This is a genomic window from Streptomyces sp. NPDC020747, from assembly GCF_044334695.1.
GTDB lineage: Bacteria > Actinomycetota > Actinomycetes > Streptomycetales > Streptomycetaceae > Streptomyces.
Genome location: NZ_JBIRTJ010000004.1, coordinates 506,264 through 522,533 on the forward strand (window position 1 = coordinate 506,264; position 16,270 = coordinate 522,533).

General features: G+C 71.1%; 11 protein-coding genes. 2 read left to right on the forward strand and 9 right to left on the reverse strand.

Translation table 11 applies throughout. From position 1 onward, the window contains the following. Window positions 1-47: 47 nt before the first annotated feature. The 3 genes from ACH4YP_RS14935 to ACH4YP_RS14945 all read right to left on the reverse strand — a co-directional run bounded on the left by ACH4YP_RS14935 (window position 48) and on the right by ACH4YP_RS14945 (window position 4,755). On the reverse strand, window positions 48-923 hold the full coding sequence (locus ACH4YP_RS14935; RefSeq protein ID WP_361055463.1) for a GNAT family N-acetyltransferase: 876 nt from the start codon (window positions 921-923) through the stop codon (window positions 48-50). 39 nt (window positions 924-962) lie between these two features. Next, window positions 963-3,011, reverse strand: a complete 2,049-nt coding sequence (locus ACH4YP_RS14940; RefSeq protein ID WP_398490793.1) for an IucA/IucC family protein — start codon at window positions 3,009-3,011, stop codon at window positions 963-965. A 235-nt stretch (window positions 3,012-3,246) separates the two neighbouring features. Further along, entirely contained in the window at window positions 3,247-4,755 is a 1,509-nt protein-coding gene (locus tag ACH4YP_RS14945; protein WP_398490794.1) for a diaminobutyrate--2-oxoglutarate transaminase family protein, read from the reverse strand. 333 nt (window positions 4,756-5,088) lie between these two features. Between ACH4YP_RS14945 and ACH4YP_RS14950 the strand changes: the two genes are divergently transcribed. Together ACH4YP_RS14950 and ACH4YP_RS14955 are read left to right on the forward strand one after the other, a co-directional pair. Then, window positions 5,089-6,318, forward strand: a complete 1,230-nt coding sequence (locus tag ACH4YP_RS14950) for a hypothetical protein (RefSeq protein ID WP_361055466.1) — start codon at window positions 5,089-5,091, stop codon at window positions 6,316-6,318. 255 nt (window positions 6,319-6,573) lie between these two features. Beyond that, on the forward strand, window positions 6,574-7,791 hold the full coding sequence (locus tag ACH4YP_RS14955) for a hypothetical protein (RefSeq protein ID WP_398490795.1): 1,218 nt from the start codon (window positions 6,574-6,576) through the stop codon (window positions 7,789-7,791). 143 nt (window positions 7,792-7,934) lie between these two features. Here ACH4YP_RS14955 and hflX read toward each other — a convergent pair whose 3' ends face one another. The 6 genes from hflX to miaA form a co-directional block, all read right to left on the reverse strand. After that, window positions 7,935-9,428 carry a GTPase HflX gene (hflX, locus tag ACH4YP_RS14960; protein ID WP_361055472.1) on the reverse strand — a complete coding sequence of 498 codons (1,494 nt, stop codon included), beginning with the start codon at window positions 9,426-9,428 and terminating at the stop codon, window positions 7,935-7,937. 215 nt (window positions 9,429-9,643) lie between these two features. After that, window positions 9,644-11,161, reverse strand: a complete 1,518-nt coding sequence (locus ACH4YP_RS14965; protein WP_398490796.1) for a M1 family metallopeptidase — start codon at window positions 11,159-11,161, stop codon at window positions 9,644-9,646. A gap of 154 nt (window positions 11,162-11,315) precedes the next feature. Next, entirely contained in the window at window positions 11,316-13,457 is a 2,142-nt protein-coding gene (locus tag ACH4YP_RS14970; RefSeq protein WP_398490797.1) for a RelA/SpoT family protein, read from the reverse strand. A 172-nt stretch (window positions 13,458-13,629) separates the two neighbouring features. Beyond that, the gene (dapF, locus tag ACH4YP_RS14975; protein ID WP_398490798.1) at window positions 13,630-14,499 is read right to left on the reverse strand and encodes a diaminopimelate epimerase; all 870 of its coding nucleotides are present in this window, start codon (window positions 14,497-14,499) and stop codon (window positions 13,630-13,632) included. A 110-nt stretch (window positions 14,500-14,609) separates the two neighbouring features. Beyond that, on the reverse strand, window positions 14,610-15,131 hold the full coding sequence (locus tag ACH4YP_RS14980) for a hypothetical protein (RefSeq protein WP_361059262.1): 522 nt from the start codon (window positions 15,129-15,131) through the stop codon (window positions 14,610-14,612). 108 nt (window positions 15,132-15,239) lie between these two features. Continuing rightward, window positions 15,240-16,178: a tRNA (adenosine(37)-N6)-dimethylallyltransferase MiaA gene (gene miaA / locus ACH4YP_RS14985; RefSeq protein ID WP_361059181.1), complete on the reverse strand. Its 939-nt coding sequence runs from the start codon at window positions 16,176-16,178 to the stop codon at window positions 15,240-15,242. Window positions 16,179-16,270: the final 92 nt, after the last annotated feature.

Here is a 16,270-nt window from a genome sequence, read left to right on the forward strand (position 1 = left end):
CGACTGGGAACCTGATCGGGGCGAGCGGTGTACTAGAAGTGACGGCGCTACAACAGATCGCGCAGGGCCCGGTCCCGGACCATGAGGGCTGCCTTCTTGTCGGGCAGGTCGACCTCGGCAGAGAACCGGAAGCCGGCACTGAGAAAGGCGGACACGGAGGGGATGTTGCGGAGGTCGGGTTCAGCGATGACGCGTGCGCATGACGGGCGGCGGTCGAGGACGAGATCGGAGACGGCTCTGAGCAGAGTCGTGCCGAGTCCACGCCCGCGATTGGCGACACCGCCGATGAGGAGGTGGATGCCGGTGTCGTGAAGGCGGGCGGGGTAGTGGCGGGCCAGGGGGTCGAGGTCCGCCCGGTAGATCTCCCAGTAGCTCATCGGCGTGCCGTCCAGCACGCCTAGGCAGGGGACGCTGCGTCCGTCGCCGCCGAGCTGGACGCGCAGATGGTCCTCGGTCGCCGTCCCGGGTCCGGAGAGCTCCCAGAAGGCGGCCACGGCAGGGTCGTTCATCCAGCGGCCGATGAGCGGGAGGTCTCGGTCAAGGTCTACGGGGACCAGGTGGAAGACGCCCGCGGCGGTGGCGGTCGGCCCCCAGTCACCGACACGGTCCAGCAGGTCGTCACCGGCCGGGGGGACCGGGGCGGGCCACGCTGTGCCCGGCGCCGAGCCCCACGCCGTGCCCACCGTGTTCCGGCCTCCGCCGTTCCGCTCTGCCCGTTCCGCGGCTCCCCGGGCCGCTTCGGCCTTCGCTCCCCCGGCCACCTCGCTCTTCGCTTCCTCTGCCTTCTCGGCGAAGAACGCGAGGAATTCGTCGGGCAGGCGCAGATCGAGGGTGTCCTCGGTGTCCGCACCGGGACCCGTGTCGCTGCCGGCGGTGGTGTAGGGGGCGGTACCGGCGTCGGTGCTCGCATCGGTGGGAGGCACGGCGACGCTCCTCTCAGGAGACGGGGTGGGTCATGTTCCTCAGGAATGAAGGGGGTTGGCGATGGTGACGTAGACGGACTGGGTGTCGACCGGACCGACGAGTTCGTCGAGGCCGTGCAGCCGGGTCAGCAGGTTGGCCTTGCAGCGCAGAACGGGTGAGTCGAGCAGTTGGGAGGGCAGGGAGGTACGCAGCCGGGCGGGCCCCGAGGCGACGTCGGCGAGGAATCGGCGGAAGGCGGCGAGCAGCAGCCGTTCGTCGGCGAGGCGCTGGGAGCCGAAGGCTCCGATGAGGCCGAGCACGTTGTTGATGCCGAGGTAGTAGGCGAAGCGCTCGTCGGTGACCTCGTCGGAGACGAAGGTGTCGCTGTGGTCGCCGATGCCGGGGAGTCGTTCGTTCAGTTCCACGCGCCGGGAGTCGCGGAAGTAGTAGCCCTGGTTGTCGCGGTAGCGGCCGCCCGCGGGCCATCCTTCCTGGTCCAGCAGGAGCAGGGTGTTCTGCTGGTGGGCCTCCAGCGCGATGCCCGCCTCGCTGTCCAGCCAGAGGACGGGGCGGACGACCTGCTCCAGATAGCGCAGGAACCACTCGGCTGCGACGGCGCCGCGTGGCCGACCCGTGCGCCCGGCGAGCCGGGTGACGATCTCGGTGAGCCTGGCCCGTGTCGTGGTCCTGCTCTGCTCGGGGTGCTGCTGTCCGGTGGGCTGGGCCTGAGGCCTGGGTGATACGAGTCCGGCGACGCAGGAGACGTCGTCCGTCGGCGTGAACGGATTGTGGCGGATCATCACGTCGAGGCCGGGCACGGGGTTGCCGTCCGGGTCGTTCACCGCGAGCCAGGCCGGGTCGCGGACGATGTCGAAGCCCGGGTGGGCCGCCTGCCACTGTTCGGCGAGGCCGCCGCGCAGCAGCCGGTGGACCTCGACACCGCGGTGGAGTTCCTTGCGGAGGTTCTCCCGGCGGGAGTTGGTGATGCGCAGGCCCAGCGACAGCTTGAGCATCGCGGGGGCACCGGAGCGGTAGAGGGTGCGTACGGAGGAGGTGGGGTACCACGGGGAGCCATGGGGACCGAGGTCCAGGAGCAGTCCGGCGTCCAGCAGTTTCGCCGTGTCCGGGCGGTGGCGGATCTCGCGGACCTGCCAGGGGTGCATGGGCAGCGCGGCGTATCCGTCCGGCAGCCGCAGTCCGGCACCGGCGAGCCGGGGGGTGAGCTGCTCTGCGGGCACGAGTCGGCCTCGCTCGGTCCAGGCCGAGTCGGTGGCGAGCGCGGAGGGGTCGACGGCCATCCAGTGCAGGGGGAAGGAGCCGCGCAACTCGGGTGAGTAGAGGCGGGTTTCGGCCCCGGAGAGCCCCTCGCGGCTCTTCGGGGTGGGGTGCAGCGGGTGGCCGAGCAGCAGCGCCTGCTCGGCCGAGAGGAAGAGGTCCGGGCCGTCGGCGGGGTTTTCCCTGCGGTCCGTGATGAAGACGACGGTCCGCCGTACGGAGTCGGCGACTCGGCCGACCAGGTCACCGCTGTCGACCGCGGTGTGGCCCTGGGCCTGGGCGGGAGCGTCCGTCGTGGCGGAGGCGTGTGGCTCGGCAGGAGTGTCCGTCGCGTCGGGGGCGCTCGGCTCGGCGGGAGCGTCCGGGGCGGTGAGGGCGGTCGGCTGGGTGGGGGCCCCGGTCGTCGGGGTCTCGCGTCCCAGGAGGGCCGCGAGGGTGACCGCGTCCGTGGGAGGTGCCTGGTCGGGGGCGTCGGAGAGGTAGGGAGGGCCGAGGCGGTGCCATCCGGTGGGGGACCAGTAGTGGACGGGAACGACGAGGGCTGTGCCGCTCGCGGGGAGGGGGATGCGGAGGGTGCCGTCGTCGGGGGCGGCGAGGTCGTGCTCGCGTACCCAGCAGCGCAGCAGGTTCTCGATGGCGGCGGCCTGGGCCGCGGTGTGGGGGTCGGGGTGTTCCAGCAGGTCGGTGGTGGCGCCGCGCAGCCGTTCGGACTCCTGGGACCCTGTCTTCTGCCTGGGGACCGATTCGGCCCCCGACCCGAGCGGGGCCTGTGTGCCGCGCCCTCCTCGCTCGTGGGTGTAGGGGTGGCCGTCGGGTGCGGGGATGGCGTTCAAGAGGCTTCCTCGGGGGTGGTTCTGGTTCGTGCGGCGACGAACCGGGGCTGTTCCGGCGTGCGTTGGACCCGTGCGTTTCCTGGTTGATGCGGGTGCGGGTGTCGTCTGGCTTCGAGGGTGCGGGGGTGTTGGGGGTGCGGGGGCGGAGGAGGCAGTTGTGGTGATGCGGTGTGGGTGCCGCCGGAGGACGACGTATCCGGAGTCCCACGGCCGAGGCGTCCGCTGGGCCGGCCGGTTATCCGGAGCGCTCGGCCCGTTGGGTGTGCTCGGTGCCTTGGGCGTGCGCGATCTTTTGGGCGTGCACGGTCGCTGTCCGCCGGGTGCTCTCGGCCGCCGGGCCGGTGGGAGTCTTCGCGACCTCCGCCACCGCGTCCGCCAGTCGGTTGAGCACCGCGCTCGCCTGTTCGTCGCTGATCGTGAGCGGTGGCAGCAGGCGCACCACACTGGAGTTCCGTCCGCCGAGCTCCACGATCAGCCCGCGGCGCAGGCACTGCCGCTGGACGGCGGCCGCCAGTTCGGGGGCCGCGGGAGACGGTCCGCCGGGGGACGAAGGCGGCTTCTCGGGGTCCACGAGTTCGACGCCGATCATCAGCCCCCGGCCGCGCACGTCGCCGACACAGTCGAAGTCGTCGGCGAGGCTCTGGAGTCGGGCGATCATGCGGGTGCCCAGCGCCGCGGCCCGCTCGGCGAGGCCGTTCTCACGGACGTACGCGAGAGTCGCGGCGCCGGCCGCCATGGCGAGCTGGTTGCCGCGGAACGTGCCCGCGTGGGCACCCGGTTCCCACACGTCGAGGTCCTCGCGGTAGACGACGACCGCCAGCGGCAGGCTGCCGCCGATGGCCTTGGAGAGGACCATCACGTCGGGTGTGACGCCGCTGTGCTCCACCGCCCAGAAGGCGCCGGTCCGTCCGACTCCCGTCTGGACCTCGTCGGCGATCAGCGGGATGGAGCGCGCCGAGGTGATCTCCCGCATCCGCCGCATCCAGTCGTCGCGGGCCGGAATCACTCCGCCCTCGCCCTGCACCGGCTCCAGGATCATCCCGGCGGGGCTCGGCACCCCGGACTTGGTGTCGTCGAGGATGGACTCGGTCCAGCGTGCGGCGAGTTCGGCTCCCGGCTCGCCGCCGACGCCGAACGGACAGCGGTAGTCCTGCGGATAGGGCAGGCGCGCGACACGTACATCGGACGCGCCCCCGGATGCCGCGAGCGCCCCCGCGGTCATCCCGTGGTAGGCGCCGGCGAAGGCGAGAATCCCGCTGCGCCCGGTCGCGGCACGCACCAGTTTCAGCGCTGCCTCCACGGCGTCCGTACCGGCGGGCCCGCAGAACTGCACACGCGCGTGGTCGGCGAGACCGGGCGGCAGCGTGCGGAACAGCTCGGTGGTGAAGGCGTCCTTGACGGGCGTGGCCAGGTCGAGGACCTGCAGCGGCGCCCCGGAGTCGAGGACCTTCCTGATGGCTTCCAGCACGACCGGGTGGTTGTGGCCGAGGGCCAGCGTCCCGGCGCCCGAGAGGCAGTCGAGGTAGCGGTTCCCGTCGGCTCCCTCGATCGTCAGGCCTCGCGCGCGGACGGGGACGATCGGCAGGGCGCGTGCGTAGGTGCGCGCCGCGGATTCACGCGCCGCCTGGCGCCGCAGGATCCCCTCGTGCGCCGCGCGCGCCCCGACGTTCTCCGGTGTCGCACGCGCCCCCGCGGCCTCGGGCATCGCGGGCGCCGCCTGGGGCGCAGACTCGGTCACAGCCACGTCTGTCGGTCCTCCCGCTGTCCAGAAGAGGCGAGTTGCTCGGCCGCCCGGTGGGAGGCGACAGGGGAATGAACGCAGCCGGAACGTCCCCCGTACGTACCAACGACGAGGACCGCGAGGGGCAACGGTGGGACGAAGATCCTTGCCGTGACGGAACCGTTGCGGTTCCGTCGGAAGTCCCCCACAGCAACGGCATAGTCTGTGGTGCCGTTCAGCGAATCCCCGCTGATCAGCACCCACGGTCCACGTCGGACACATCCGGGTCACCGGATCCGTACGAAGTCCCATGTGGCAGCGCAGAGTTGTTCGTTCACCTCCAGGGGGAGTCACACCATGCGACCCATACGCCCGCCCTTCGCCGCCCGTCGAGGGAGGAGCTCGCGCCGCAGAACCTCCCCCGTGCTGGCCGCGGTCGGACTGGCCACCGCACTGGCCCTGACCGCCACCGCCTGCGGCTCGGACGAGGACACCAACGCAAGCGCCGAGGCGTCGGCGTCCGCGGCGGGCGACGGCAAGATCAAGATCCCGGACAACATCAAGGACAGGCTCAAGGAGCACGGGATCGACATCGACCAGTGGAAGGGCGGCGCCTGGAAGAACTGGGACAAGGACGACTGGCTGCGCGAGGCCGGTGACTACATCAACCCGATCATCAAGGACCTGTGGGACCCGGACCGCATGCGCGAGGCCGAGGACCCGGACCAGGGCAAGGGCGTCGACGAGAACGACCTCTCGGGTGACCAGGGCGTGACCGACCCGGAGCCGGCGCCTGTGGAGGCGAAGTCCGTCCCGGCGGCGTACCACGAGAACGCGCCCGAGGCGGGCAAGGTGTTCTTCGACTCCCCCGAGGGCACGATGGTCTGCTCGGCGACCGTGGTCGAGGACCCGGCCCACCCGGGCAAGTCCAACCTCGTGTGGACCGCGGGCCACTGTGTGCACGCCGGCAAGAAGGGCGGCTGGTACCGCAACATCGCCTTCGTGCCCTCGTACAACAACGACGCCATGTCGGCGGCGGAGCTCGCGACCGCCACCAAGGAGGAGGTCGCTCCGTACGGTCTCTGGTGGGGTGACTGGGCGCAGACCTCGGACCAGTGGATCGAGCAGGGCGGCGCGACGGGCGGCGACGGTGCCTCGTACGACTTCGCGGTCATTCATGTGACGCCGGAGAAGGGCAGCGGAGGCAAGTCCCTTGAGGAGACCGTCGGTTCGGCGCTCCCGGTGGACTTCAACGCTCCGGCCGTGGCGCAGGTCGGGGACATCACCGCGACCGGCTACCCGGCGGCGAAGCCGTTCGACGGGGAGACCATGTTCCAGTGTGCGGACAAGCCGGGCCGGCTCTCGATCGCCGAGTCCCAGCCGACGATGTACCGCATCGGCTGCACCATGACCGGCGGTTCGTCGGGCGGCGGCTGGGTCGCTGCGGGGTCGGACGGCAAGCCCGCGCTGGTGTCCAACACCTCTATCGGCCCGGTGACCGCGGGCTGGCTCGCGGGCCCGCATCTGGGCACGGAGGCCAAGGGGATCTACGACTCGGTGAGCAAGAAGTTCGCGGCGCAGCAGTAGCGACACGGCAATAGCGGCGCGGCCGTAGCAGTACGGCAGTGGCGCAGCCGAGCAGTACAGCAAGTAGCGGCACAGGGACGGACGGCGGCAGGGTGGGCCTCACGGAAACCTTCACCGCCCGGCCGCCGTTCGTCCTCGACTCTCCGGGCATAGTGGGGTGTCGCGGTGACACGGGCTCCGCGGAGAGCCTTCTTCGCGCTCTTCGCGCCTGACCCGCAGACGAAAGCTGCACGTTCCATCGGGGGTAACAACACCATGCGTTCCACACGTCTGTCCTTCTCGGGGATGCGCGGGCGACGCCGCGTCCTCGCCGCCGCGGGGCTGGCGGCGGCTCTGACGCTCACCGCCACCGCCTGCGAGTCGGGCGACGACAACGCCGCCGACAAGCCGGCCGCCACCGGCTCCGGGGCCGGGACCGGGACCGGGGCCTCCGGTGGCGACAGGATCGAAATTCCGGCCGACATCGCCGGCAAGCTCAAGGAGCACGGCATCGATGTCGACGACTGGAAGGACGGCGAATGGAAGAACTGGGACAAGGACAAGTGGCTCACTGAGGCCGAGGACTTCGTCAACCCGGTGATCGAGGGCCTCTGGAAGCCCGAGCGGATGAAGTCCGCCAAGGACCCGGACAAGACGATCTCCGCGAAGGACGCCTCGGCCGACCAGGGCGTGAGCGACCCGGCACCGGCCCCGGTCACCGCGACGCGGGAAGAGACCCCGTACCACGACAACGCCGCCCCGGTCGGAAAGGTCTTCTTCGACTCCCCCGAAGGCTCGATGGTCTGCTCCGGCACGGTCGTCAAGGACCCGCGCAACCCTGGGAAGTCCAACCTCGTGTGGACCGCCGGCCACTGTGTCCACGCGGGCGGTGGCGGCGGCTGGTACCGCAACATCGCGTTCGTGCCCGCCTACAACGACCTCGGCAAGTCGGAGACCGAGCTGGCCGACGCGACACGGCAGGAGATCTCCCCGTACGGCCAGTACTGGGCGGACTGGGCGTCCACCTCGAACGAGTGGATCCAGGGCGGCTCGGAGTCGGGCGGCGCGGGTGCCGCGTACGACTACGCGGTGCTGCACGTGAAGCCGGAGTCGGGCTCCAAGTCCCTTGAGGAGACCGTCGGTACGGCGCTGGACGTGGACTTCTCCACCCCCGCCGCGGCGGACGCGGGATCGATGGGCGCCTGGGGCTACCCGGCGGCGCCGCCGTACAACGGTCTGATCATGCACAAGTGCGTCGACCGGCCGGGCCGGCTCTCGCTCAGCCCGAGTCTGCCGACGATGTACCGCATCGGCTGCACCATGACCGGCGGTTCGTCGGGCGGCGGCTGGTTCCGGGTCATCGACGGCAAGACCGTGCTCGTCTCGAACACCTCGATCGGCCCGGCCGACAACACCTGGCTCGCGGGACCTCAACTGGGCCGGGGCGCCGAGACGCTCTTCGACAACATGAGCAAGGAGTACGGCGCCAAGTAGGCGCCCTCGCCCGTACGCACGCACGCAGGAGCCATGCCTACGGCATCCGCGCCCCGCACGCGTCGAAGGCCCGCCCCCTGCCAGAGGGGGCGGGCCTTCGACGTTTTCGATCAGAGCAGACCGATCAGAGCAGACCGATCAGGTCAGACAGCCGGCACCGGAACGTACGCCGCCAGCTCCGCCGCCAGCTCCTCGTGCACCCGCACCTTCAGCAGGGTGCCCTCCGGGGTGTGCTCCTCGGAGATCACCTCGCCCTCGGAGTGGGCGCGCGCGACCAGCCGGCCGAGCGTGTACGGCACGAGCGCCTCGATCTCGACCGAGGGGTGCGGCAGTTCGACGTCGATGAGCGCGAGCAGCTCGGCGATGCCCTGGCCCGTACGGGCCGAGACGGCGATGGACCGCTTCTCGTTCCGCATGAGCCGCTGGAGCACCAGCGGGTCGGCCGCGTCCGCCTTGTTGATCACCACGATCTCGGACACCTTGGTCGCGCCGACGTCGCGGACGACCTCGCGTACGGCGGCCAGCTGCTCCTCCGGCGCCGGGTGCGAACCGTCCACCACGTGCAGGATCAGGTCGGCGTCCCCGACCTCCTCCATCGTGGAGCGGAACGCCTCGACGAGGTGGTGCGGCAGGTGCCGGACGAAGCCGACGGTGTCCGCGAGTGTGTAGATCCGCCCGCTGGGCGTCTCGGCACGGCGCACGGTCGGGTCGAGGGTGGCGAACAGCTCGTTCTGCACCAGCACGCCCGCGCCCGTGAGGCGGTTGAGCAGCGAGGACTTGCCGGCGTTGGTGTAGCCGGCGATCGCCACCGAGGGCACCTTGTTGCGACGGCGCTCCTGGCGCTTGATCTCGCGGCCGGTCTTCATGTCCGCGATCTCCCGGCGCATCTTCGCCATCTTCTCGCGGATACGACGCCGGTCGGTCTCGATCTTGGTCTCACCGGGACCACGGGTGGCGAGGCCGCCGCCCTTGCCGCCGCCCATCTGACGGGACAGCGACTGACCCCAGCCTCGCAGCCTGGGCAGCATGTACTGCATCTGCGCGAGCGCGACCTGCGCCTTGCCCTCTCGGGACTTGGCGTGCTGGGCGAAGATGTCGAGGATCAGGGCCGTACGGTCGATGACCTTGACCTTGACGACGTCTTCGAGGTGGATCAGCTGGCCCGGCGAGAGCTCACCGTCACAGATGACGGTGTCCGCGCCGGTCTCCAGCACGATGTCCCGCAGCTCGTTGGCCTTGCCGGAGCCGATGTAGGTGGCCGCGTCGGGCTTGTCGCGGCGCTGGATGACGCCGTCGAGCACGAGCGCGCCGGCGGTCTCGGCGAGGGCGGCGAGCTCCGCGAGGGAGTTCTCCGAATCGGTCGCGGTCCCGGAGGTCCACACACCGACGAGCACCACGCGCTCCAGACGGAGCTGCCGGTACTCGACCTCGGTGACGTCCTCGAGCTCGGTGGAGAGGCCCGCGACGCGGCGCAGGGCCGCACGCTCGGAGCGGTCGAACTGTTCGCCGTCCCGGTCTCCGTCGACCTCGTGGCTCCAGGCGACGTCCTCTTCCATCAGGGCATCGGCCCGAAGACCGTCGGGGTAGTTCTGCGCGAGGCTCTGTGTGTCCTGGGAAGGGGAAGAAGAGGAGGTCATTGGGTCCTTACGTCGATGGGGATACCTGTGGGACGACGGACTTCCGTCCGACACCCACCACAACGTCCGGGGCCGCCGGGAGATTCCCGTCCGGATTCCGGAGGGCCGTGCCGCCGGCCCGAAGTGGCGTCGACCCGAAGTGGCGTCGATGTGAAGTGGCGTCGATGTGAAGATGTTCGCACGGCACGGCCCGTCTCGTCATCGGGTTTTCGGGGCTATCGCGTGGGCTTGGCGGGCTTCTCGACGGGCTTCTCGCTGCGCCAGTCGGGGTGGCCCGGCATGGGCGGGGTCTTCTCCCCGTAGAGCCATGCCTCGAAGAATCCGCTCAGATCACGGGCCGCGATGCCCGAGGCGAGGCGCGTGAAGTCCGTGGTGTCGGCAACCCCGTCGTGGTGGGTGCTCACCCAGGTCCGCTCCAGCTGTTCGAAGGAGCGGCGGCCGATCTCCTCGCGGAGCGCGTACAGGACCAGGGCGCTGCCGTCGTAGACGTTCGGGCGGAAGATGCTGAGCTTCTCGCCGGGCGCGGCCCCCTTGGGCGCGGCGGGCGGGCCTCCCGTGGCGCGCCAGGTGTCGGAGGCCCGGTAGGCGGCCCGCATCCGTGCCTCCATGGACCTGTCGGCCTTCTCCTCGGCGTAGAGGGCCTCGTACCAGGTGGCGTGTCCTTCGTTGAGCCACAGGTCGGACCAGGTGCGCGGGGAGACGCTGTCGCCGAACCACTGGTGTGCCAGTTCGTGCACCATGATCGCCTCGACGTACCACTTCGGGTACTCGGGCCGCGTGAAGAGCTCCTTCTCGAAGAGGGAGAGCGTCTGTGTCTCCAGTTCGAACCCGGTGCGGGCCTCGGCGATCAGCAGCCCGTACGTCTCGAAGGGGTAGTCACCGACCTTCTCCTGCATCCAGGCGATCTGGTCGGGTGTCTTCTTGAGCCACGGTTCCAGCGCCTCGCGGTCCTTGGTGGGCACGACGTCGCGTACGGGCAGACCGTCCGGCCCGCTCCGGTGCAGCACGGAGGAGCGGCCGATGGAGACCTGGGCCAGCTCGGTGGCCATGGGGTGCTCGGTCCGGTACGTCCAGGTGGTCGCGGCGGCGCGGCGGTTCACGCCCAGGGGCAGCCCGTTGGCGACGGCCGTGTAGCCGTTGGGCGCGGTGACCCGGATGGTGAACAGGGCCTTGTCCGAGGGGTGGTCGTTGCTCGGGAAGACCCGGTGGCCGGCGTCGGCCTGGTTGGCCATCGCGAGGCCGTCCTCGGTCCGTACCCAGCCGCTGTCCTGGTCCTTGCTCGACACGGGGTTGCTGTCGTGGCGCACGGTGATCCGCATCCGGACGCCGGGCGGCAGCGGCTCCGCGGGCGTGACCACCAGGTCCTCCCCGGCGCTCCGGAACTCCGCGGGCTCGCCGTCGACCTCGACGGATCGCACTGTTCCGTGCGAGTAGTCAAGATTGACCTGCTCCAGCCAGTCTGTCGTCCTGGCCTCAATAGTGGTGACGGCCGGCAGCGGCTTGCTGTTGCTGCCGGGATAGGTGAAGGCGAGGTCGTACGCCTTGACGTCGTACCCGGGGTTGCCCAGGTGCGGGAAGAGCCGGTCGCCGATGCCGAGCGGGGCCGGGGCGGGGGCGCTCGCGGCGATGAGGCAGACAGAGGCGGCGGAGGCGAGGAACGCCGTGCGGAGCCGCCGGGGGGCCTTCGGGCGTGGAGTCCCGGTACGGGGGGTGGTCCTGGGGGTGCGCAGCATGGACCACGGCTATCAGCGACGGCCCTCCCCACGGCGACGACTCGCGCCGAGCCCACCCGAACGGGCGCTTTCCGCCCGGTCGCTGTTCTACGGAGTCGTCGTCCGGTGCTGTGCGCGTTCTACGGAGTCGTCGTCCGGTGCCGTGCGCGGCGTTCTACGAAGTCGTCGTCTGATGCTGTGCGCGGCCCACGTCGAAGACGCCCGGGACGTTGCGCATCGCCCGCATCAGCACGGGGAGGTCGGCGGCGTCCGGGAGTTGGAGCGTGTAGGTGTGGCGTACGCGCTGCTGGCTGGGCGGTTCGACGGTCGCCGAGACGATGTCGACACCCTCCAGGGCGATGGCCTCGGTGAGGTCGGCGAGCAGATGGGGCCGGCCGAAGGACTCGACGAAGAGCGTGACGCGGCACTCCGAGGTGTCGCCCCAGCGCGCTGAGACCTCCGTGCGCCCGAGGTCCTTCATGCGGGTCACGCCCGCGCACTCGACGCGGTGCACGGTCACCACTCCGCCACGTACGGCGAAGCCGGTGATGTCGTCGGGCGGCACGGGCGTACAACAGCCCGCGAGGCGTACGGTCGCGCCGGGCTGGTCGACGACGACGTCCGCGGCGGCCGGGCGCGCGGCGGGCCCGTCCGCGGACGGGCGGCGGGTCGTGGCGGGAGCCTCGGGCGGCGTCGCGGGCGACGGGTGGGTGGCCAGCCAGCGGGTGATGGCGATCCGCGCGACGGGTGTGTGCGCGTGCTCCAGCCACTCCCTGGAGGGCTCGGAGGCGGGGTCCTGGCCCATGAGCAGTTGCACGGTGTCGCCGTCGCTCAGGACCGTACTGAGCCTCACCAGGCGGCCGTTGACGCGCGCGCCGATGCAGGCGTGCGCGTCCTCGCCGTACTGGGCGTAGGCGGCGTCGACGCAACTGGCGCCCGCGGGCAGCCCGAGCGTGCCGCCGTCGGGCCGGTAGACGGTGATCTCCCGGTCCTGGGCGAGGTCCTCGCGGAGCGTGGACCAGAACGTGTCGGGGTCCGGGGCCGCCTCCTGCCAGTCGAGGAGGCGGGAGAGCCAACCGGGACGGGTCGGGTCGGCGCGCTCGCCGTCCACCGTGTCGCCGGCGCGTGTGCTGTCGCCGTCCGTCTGCTCCTCCGAAGGAGGAGCGTAGGGATTGCCGAGCGCGATGACGCCGGCCTCGGCGACCTTGTGCATCTGGTGCGTGCGGATGAGGACTTCGGCGACCTGGCCGTCGGTGCGGGCGACCGCGGTGTGCAGCGACTGGTACAGGTTGAACTTGGGGACGGCGATGAAGTCCTTGAACTCCGAGACCACGGGCGTGAGACAGGTGTGCAGTTCGCCGAGGACCCCGTAGCAGTCGGCGTCCTCGTTCACGAGCACCAGGAGGCGTCCGAAGTCGGAGCCGCGCAGCTCGCCGCGCTTGCGCGAGACGCGGTGCACGGAGACGAAGTGCCGTGGCCGGATGAGGACTTCGGCCTGCAGCCCGGCCTCGCGCAGGACCACCCGTACCTCTTCGGCGATCTCGTCGAGGGGGTCGTCGGTGCGTGAGGCGTTGTCGACGATGAGTTGGCGGGTGTGGGCGTACTCCTCGGGGTGCAGGATCGCGAAGACGAGGTCCTCCAGCTCGGTCTTCAGGGCCTGCACGCCCAGGCGTTCGGCGAGCGGGATCAGCACGTCCCTCGTCACCTTGGCGATGCGTGCCTGTTTCTCGGGGCGCATCACGCCGAGGGTGCGCATGTTGTGCAGCCGGTCGGCGAGCTTGATCGACATCACGCGTACGTCGCTGCCGGTGGCGACGAGCATCTTGCGGAACGTCTCGGGCTCGGCGGCCGCCCCGTAGTCGACCTTCTCCAGCTTCGTCACGCCGTCGACGAGATAGCGGACCTCCTCGCCGAACTCCTCCCGCACCTGATCGAGCGTCACTTCCGTGTCCTCGACGGTGTCGTGGAGCAGGGACGCCGTCAAAGTCGTGGTCTCCGCGCCGAGTTCGGCGAGGATCAGCGTCACGGCGAGCGGGTGCGTGATGTACGGCTCGCCGCTCTTGCGCATCTGGCCGCGGTGCGAGGACTCGGCCAGCACGTACGCGCGGCGCAGCGGGTCCAGGTCGGCGTCGGGGTAATGGGCTCGATGAGCCTCGGCCATATGGCCGATCGCGTCGGGCAGCCGGCCGCGGGCCGTGGGTCCCAGCAGGGCGGCCCGGCCGAGGCGTCGCAGATCGATCCGGGGGCGGCTTCTCCTGCGCTGCACCCCGGGCGTCGTGGGGCCGGGCGTCGCGGGGTTCGTGGCCTCCGCACTCATGGGCACCTCCGGCTGCGTGGACCGGCGGACGGGGTGCCCCATGGCGTACTGCGCGGCTCTGGGGATGGCGTCGTTCCCCCGTCCGGGCCGGTGCTTGATGCTACCGAGCCCACCACGCCCGACTGACCGCCTCTCGCCGAGCGTGAAACGGATCACCCATTCGAGCGAAGGTTCAGGGGGTCGCCGTTTCGAGCCACCCGGCGTCGATCTCACCCTCTGCGACGATCACCGCGGGCCCGGTCATCTCGATCTCGCCGTCGGGCCGCTCGGTGATCACCAGGCGTCCGCCGGGCACATCGACCGTGTACGTCGCCGGTGTGCCGGTCACCGCGGGGTCGGCGCCGTCTCTGCGGGCCGCCGCCACGGCCACGGCGCACGCGCCCGTGCCGCACGAGCGGGTCTCGCCGGAGCCGCGCTCGTGGACACGCAGAGCGACGTGACGAAGACCACGGTCGACGACGAACTCGACGTTCACGCCGTCCGGGTACGCGGAGGCGGGGCTGAACGGCGGCGCCGTGTACAGATCTCCGGCGTGGTCGAGGTCCTCCACGAAGGCGACCGCGTGGGGGTTGCCCATGTTGACGTTGCGCGCGGGCCAGCTGCGGCCGCCGACGCTCACGGTGACGTCCCCTTCGGGGAGGAGCGCCTTGCCCATGCCGACGGTGATGTCGCCCTCCTTGGCGATGTGCACCGTCTTGACGCCTCCGCGCGTGGCGACTGCGATGTCACCTTCGGTCACATGTCCGGCGCGCTGGAGATAGTGGGCGAACACACGCACTCCGTTGCCGCACATCTCCGCGACCGAGCCGTCGCCGTTGCGGTAGTCCATGAACCATTCCGCTTCGGCCGCCATCGCCCGAGCCTCGGGGTGCGCCGCGGACCGTACGACGTGCAGCAGACCGTCCCCGCCGAGGCCCGCGCGGCGGTCGCACAGGGCGGCGACGGCGGCCGGGGGCAGGTCGATGACGTTCTCGGCGTCGGGGATGATCACGAAGTCGTTCTCGGTCCCGTGCCCCTTGAGGAAGGCGATCCGCGTGCTCATTCCTCGATCGTAAGGGGTCGGTACGACAACCCGGCCGAGCTGTCCGGCGACCGGACCCGCCCCGGGCCTCACGCAGGACCGCAGACGCCGTGGCAGGCCGCCTGGAGGGCTCAGCGCAGCCGGGCCACGCGCCACACGGCGAGCACCACGACCGCGGCGACGACCACGGCGTACGCGATGGCGACCCGCCAGTCCGGGCGGCGGCCGGAGCCGCGCTGCGGGAGGCCGGGCCACGTGTAACCCACGCGGCGGGCGGCCATCATGCCCCAGCCGGCGGCACAGGAGCAGATCAGCAGGCCGAGCATGGCGATCATGGCCCCGCTGTCGCCGAAGTCGAAGGCGAGCGGGAAGGCGAACATCAGGGAGCCGAGTGCGGAGAGGCTCACGATGGGGGCGAGCTGCCAGATGCGCATACGGCGCTGGGGGCGCAGCTCGACCTCGACCTCGGGCCCCGGGAACATCTCGTCGGGCTCGGGTCCGTCGGCGGTGACCCCGCCGGTGATCTCGTCGGGCCCGTCCGGGCTCAGTCGGTCCTCATCGGGGTCCTGCTGCTCCTGTGCGGTGTCGTGCGCCCCGCCGGTGGCGGTGCCTTGTTCCGCGCCTTGTGCGGTGTCGCGAGGGCCGGCCTCCATCGCCACGCGCCCTCCCAACTCGGACTCCACTTGGTCGATCGAAGCTCGATGATGGCACGGCCTCGCAGACCGGGATGACGGCCGGAGCGTCCCGATGCCAGGACGTGATCAGGCTGTGACCGGTCGTTCGACCAACGCCAGCGCGAGCTGCGGAAGTTCTGTGAGATCCGCCGCAGCCCCACTCAGCCAATGCACCCGTGGATCGCGCCTGAACCAGGAATCCTGACGGCGCGCGAAGCGCTTGGTGGCCCGTACGGTCTCGGCACGCGCCTCGTCCTCCGTGCACTCCCCCGAGAGCGCCGCGAGCACCTGCTGGTAGCCGAGGGCACGCGACGCCGTACGCCCCTCGCGCAACCCTTGCGCCTCCAGTGCGCGCACTTCGTCGACGAGGCCGGCCTCCCACATGCGGTCCACCCGCAGGGCGATGCGGTCGTCGAGCTCGGGACGCGCCACGTCGACGCCGATCTGCACGGTGTCGTAGACGGAGTCGTGGCCGGGGAGGTTGGCGGTGAAGGGTTTGCCGGTGATCTCGATGACCTCCAGGGCCCGGACGATCCGGCGGCCGTTGCTGGGCAGGATCGCGTGGGCGGCCTCGGGGTCGGCGACGGCGAGCCGGGCGTGCAGGGCACCGGAGCCGCGCAGGGTGAGCTCCTCCTCCAGGCGGGCCCGTACCTCCGGGTCGGTGCCGGGGAACTCCAGGTTGTCGACGGCCCCCCGGACGTACAGCCCGGAGCCGCCGACGAGGACCGGCCAGCGGCCCTCGGTGAGGAGTGCGTCGATGCGGTCGCGCGCGAGCCGCTGGTACTCGGCGACGCTCGCCGTCACCGTCACGTCCCAGATGTCCAGGAGGTGGTGCGGGATGCCGCCCCGTTCCTCGGGCGTCAGCTTCGCGGTACCGACGTCCATCCCCCGGTAGAGCTGCATCGAGTCGGCGTTGACGACCTCGCCGCCCAGGCGCTGGGCCAGATGGACGCCGAGATCGGACTTTCCCGCCGCGGTGGGACCGACGACGGCGATGACCCGCGGGGCGGGGGCAGGGCTACTCACCGCAACAGTCTCGCAAACCTCGGGGCCTCTTCTCGAACGAGCTACGTGACGGCGCGGGGCCGGGGTCGTTGCCTGTTGCGAGGTTCCAGCCG

Coding starts and splice junctions, on each gene's coding strand:
- ACH4YP_RS14950 (WP_361055466.1), top strand. CDS start 5,089: ATGCGACCCATACGCCCGCCCTTCGCCGCCCGTCGAGGGAGGAGCTCG.
- ACH4YP_RS14955 (WP_398490795.1), top strand. CDS start 6,574: ATGCGTTCCACACGTCTGTCCTTCTCGGGGATGCGCGGGCGACGCCGC.
- hflX (WP_361055472.1), bottom strand. CDS start 9,428: ATGACCTCCTCTTCTTCCCCTTCCCAGGACACACAGAGCCTCGCGCAG.
- ACH4YP_RS14965 (WP_398490796.1), bottom strand. CDS start 11,161: ATGCTGCGCACCCCCAGGACCACCCCCCGTACCGGGACTCCACGCCCG.
- ACH4YP_RS14970 (WP_398490797.1), bottom strand. CDS start 13,457: ATGAGTGCGGAGGCCACGAACCCCGCGACGCCCGGCCCCACGACGCCC.
- dapF (WP_398490798.1), bottom strand. CDS start 14,499: ATGAGCACGCGGATCGCCTTCCTCAAGGGGCACGGGACCGAGAACGAC.
- ACH4YP_RS14980 (WP_361059262.1), bottom strand. CDS start 15,131: ATGGAGGCCGGCCCTCGCGACACCGCACAAGGCGCGGAACAAGGCACC.